This is a genomic window from Citrobacter sp. wls826 (assembly GCF_005281245.1).
Lineage (GTDB): Bacteria > Pseudomonadota > Gammaproteobacteria > Enterobacterales > Enterobacteriaceae > Citrobacter > Citrobacter braakii.
Genome location: NZ_SZWS01000053.1, coordinates 122,218 through 125,532, shown reverse-complemented (window position 1 = coordinate 125,532; position 3,315 = coordinate 122,218). Strand labels below are relative to the sequence as shown.

General features: G+C 54.6%; 3 protein-coding genes. All 3 read left to right on the top strand.

Translation table 11 applies throughout. From position 1 onward, the window contains the following. The first annotated feature begins 46 nt into the window (after positions 1-46). Positions 47-985, top strand: a complete 939-nt coding sequence (locus tag FDW87_RS13055; RefSeq protein ID WP_046275780.1) for a sugar kinase — start codon at positions 47-49, stop codon at positions 983-985. 70 nt (positions 986-1,055) lie between these two features. Then, on the top strand, positions 1,056-2,336 hold the full coding sequence (locus FDW87_RS13050; RefSeq protein WP_003827389.1) for an MFS transporter: 1,281 nt from the start codon (positions 1,056-1,058) through the stop codon (positions 2,334-2,336). A 22-nt stretch (positions 2,337-2,358) separates the two neighbouring features. Next, the coding region (gene ghrB, locus FDW87_RS13045; RefSeq protein WP_137379848.1) for a glyoxylate/hydroxypyruvate reductase GhrB at positions 2,359-3,315 on the top strand (957 nt) is incomplete at its 3' end.

The following is a 3,315-nucleotide window of genomic DNA, read 5'->3' as shown; positions in this document are numbered from 1 at the left end:
GGCGGTTACCCGCCACTACGTCGAGCTGTTACGCGAGGAGTAACACATGAAAAATTCACTGGATGCGGTCACTATTGGTGAAGCGATGGCGATGTTTGTCGCCACGCAAACCGGCGAACTGACGGATGTAGAGCAGTTTATCAAGCGCGTTGCAGGCGCTGAACTCAACGTGGCGACCGGTCTTGCTCGTCTGGGCCTGAAGGTCGGCTGGGTGAGCCGCGTAGGCAACGACAGTTTTGGTCGTTTTATCGTTAAATCGCTGGAAAAAGAAGGGATAGATGCGCAGGGAGTTACCCAGGACGGGCGTTACGCTACCGGCTTTCAGCTTAAATCTAAGGTCGAAAATGGAACCGATCCCATTGTGGAGTATTTCCGCAAAGGTTCCGCCGCCAGCCACCTCAGCGTTGAGGATTATCACGAGGACTATTTCGCCAGCGCGCGCCACTTGCACCTGAGCGGCGTGGCGGCAGCGCTTTCTGCCAGCTCCTATGAACTACTGGCGCACACCGCCCGCACGTTGAAAGCCCAGGGGAAGACCATCTCGTTCGACCCAAATTTGCGTCCGGTGCTGTGGAAAAGCGAAGCCGAGATGGTGGAAAAACTGAACCGGCTGGCATTCCAGGCTGACTGGGTTTTACCTGGATTAAAAGAGGGGATGATTTTAACCGGCCAACAGACGCCTGAAGCCATCGCCGACTTTTATCTGCGTCACGGAGTGAAGGCCGTGATCATCAAAACCGGGGCTGATGGTGCCTGGTACAAAACAGCCAGCGGTGAACAAGGTTGCGTTGCACCGGTAAAAGTCGACAACGTGGTCGATACGGTCGGCGCAGGCGATGGCTTTGCCGTGGGCGTTATCAGCGCCCTGCTGGAAGGCCGTTCGCTGCATCAGGCGGTGACCCGCGGCAATAAAATCGGCGCACTGGCCATTCAGGTTCAGGGCGACAGCGAAGGATTACCCACACGTGAACAATTAGGGGAATAAACTCCCGGCCAACTCTGTCTCTGTACCCTACATACAGAGGCGGCGTATCAGCATAACCAGAGGGCAGTCTATGAATAGCTCAACTAATGCAGCAAAACGCTGGTGGTACATTATGCCAATCGTGTTTATCACGTATAGCCTGGCGTACCTTGACCGTGCGAACTTCAGCTTCGCCTCCGCCGCCGGTATCAACGAGGACCTCGGCATTACCAAAGGGATCTCTTCCCTGCTGGGCGCTCTGTTTTTCCTCGGCTATTTCTTCTTTCAGATCCCAGGCGCGATTTACGCAGAACGGCGCAGCGTACGAAAACTGATTTTTGTCTGTCTGATCCTCTGGGGCGCATGCGCGTCGTTAACCGGTATGGTCAGCAATATTCCAATGCTTGCCGCCATCCGCTTTATTCTTGGCGTCGTTGAAGCCGCGGTGATGCCCGCAATGCTGATTTATATCAGCAACTGGTTTACGAAATCCGAGCGCTCGCGCGCTAACACTTTCCTGATCCTCGGTAACCCGGTTACCGTCCTGTGGATGTCTGTGGTTTCCGGTTATCTGATCCAGGCGCTGGGCTGGCGGGAAATGTTTATCATCGAGGGCTTCCCGGCCATCATCTGGGCGTTCTGCTGGTGGGTATTGGTAAAAGACAAACCGTCTCAGGTCGGCTGGCTGTCAGAATCTGAAAAAGCCGCCCTTCAGGCGCAACTGGAAAAAGAGCAGCAAGGCATCAAAGCCGTGCGTAACTATAGCGAGGCCTTCCGCTCACGTAACGTCATCCTGCTGTGCATGCAGTATTTCGCCTGGAGTATTGGCGTCTATGGTTTTGTCCTGTGGCTACCGTCGATTATCCGCAACGGCGGCGCAAATCTGGGCATGGTAGAGGTTGGCTGGCTGTCATCCGTACCTTATCTGGCGGCGACGGCGGCGATGATCCTCGTCTCCTGGGCCTCCGATAAGCTGCAAAACCGTAAACTGTTTGTCTGGCCGCTGTTATTGATAGCCGCTTTCGCTTTTATCGGCTCCTGGGCCGTGGGTGCAGACCACTTCTGGATTTCTTACACGCTGTTAGTTATTGCGGGTGCGGCAATGTACGCCCCATATGGCCCCTTCTTCGCCATCATCCCGGAAATGCTGCCGCGCAACGTCGCCGGGGGTGCAATGGCGCTGATTAACAGCATGGGCGCGCTAGGCTCATTCTTTGGTTCATGGTTTGTCGGCTACCTCAATGGCGCAACCGGCAGCCCATCCGCCTCGTACATTTTTATGGGGGTAGCGCTTTTTGTCTCAGTATGGCTAACTTTAATTGTTAAGCCTGCTAATAATCAGCAATTACCTATTGGCGCACGCCACGCTTAAATTTTAACTTACGGAGATTCGCATGAAGCCGTCCATTATTCTCTATAAAGCGTTACCTGACGATTTACTGCATCGCCTGGAAGAGCATTTTACTGTGACTCATGTGCCTAACCTGCGCCCGGAAACGGTCGCACAGTACGCCGAGGCTTTTGCCAACGCGGAAGGTCTGCTGGGTTCCAGTGAAGCCGTCAATACCGCCCTACTGGAGAGAATGCCCAGGCTACGTGCGACATCCACGATTTCCGTAGGCTATGACAACTTCGACGTCGATGCCCTCAACGCGCGCAAGGTGCTGTTGATGCACACGCCAACCGTGCTGACGGAAACTGTCGCCGATACGGTAATGGCGCTGGTGTTAAGCACCGCTCGCCGCGTGGTAGAAGTTGCTGAACGGGTGAAAATTGGCGAGTGGACCAAAAGTATCGGGCCGGACTGGTTTGGTACGGATGTACACCACAAAACGCTGGGGATTGTCGGCATGGGCCGTATTGGTCTGGCGCTGGCGCAACGCGCGCATTTTGGTTTTAGCATGCCGATTCTTTATAACGCGCGCCGTCATCACCAGGAGGCGGAAGAACGCTTCAACGCGCGTTACTGCGACCTCGATACGCTGTTGCAGGAGTCCGATTTTGTCTGCCTGATCCTGCCGTTAACCGCAGAAACGCATCATCTGTTTAGTACCGAACAGTTTGCCAAAATGAAGTCCTCCGCCATTTTCATTAACGCCGGGCGTGGGCCAGTGGTCGATGAAAAAGCGCTGATTGCCGCCCTGCAAAGCGGGGAAATTCATGCCGCAGGCCTGGATGTGTTTGAGCAGGAGCCATTACCAGCAGACTCACCGTTATTGGCGTTGCCAAACGTGGTAGCCGTGCCGCACATAGGTTCAGCTACGCATGAAACGCGCTATAACATGGCGGCCTGTGCGGTGGATAACTTAATCGATGCTCTGCAAGGACGCGTTGAGAAGAATTGCGTGAAC

Bases quoted from the DNA above. Each gene is read 5' to 3' on its own strand.
- FDW87_RS13050 (WP_003827389.1), top strand. From the start codon at position 1,056: ATGAATAGCTCAACTAATGCAGCAAAACGCTGGTGGTACATTATGCCA.
- FDW87_RS13055 (WP_046275780.1), top strand. From the start codon at position 47: ATGAAAAATTCACTGGATGCGGTCACTATTGGTGAAGCGATGGCGATG.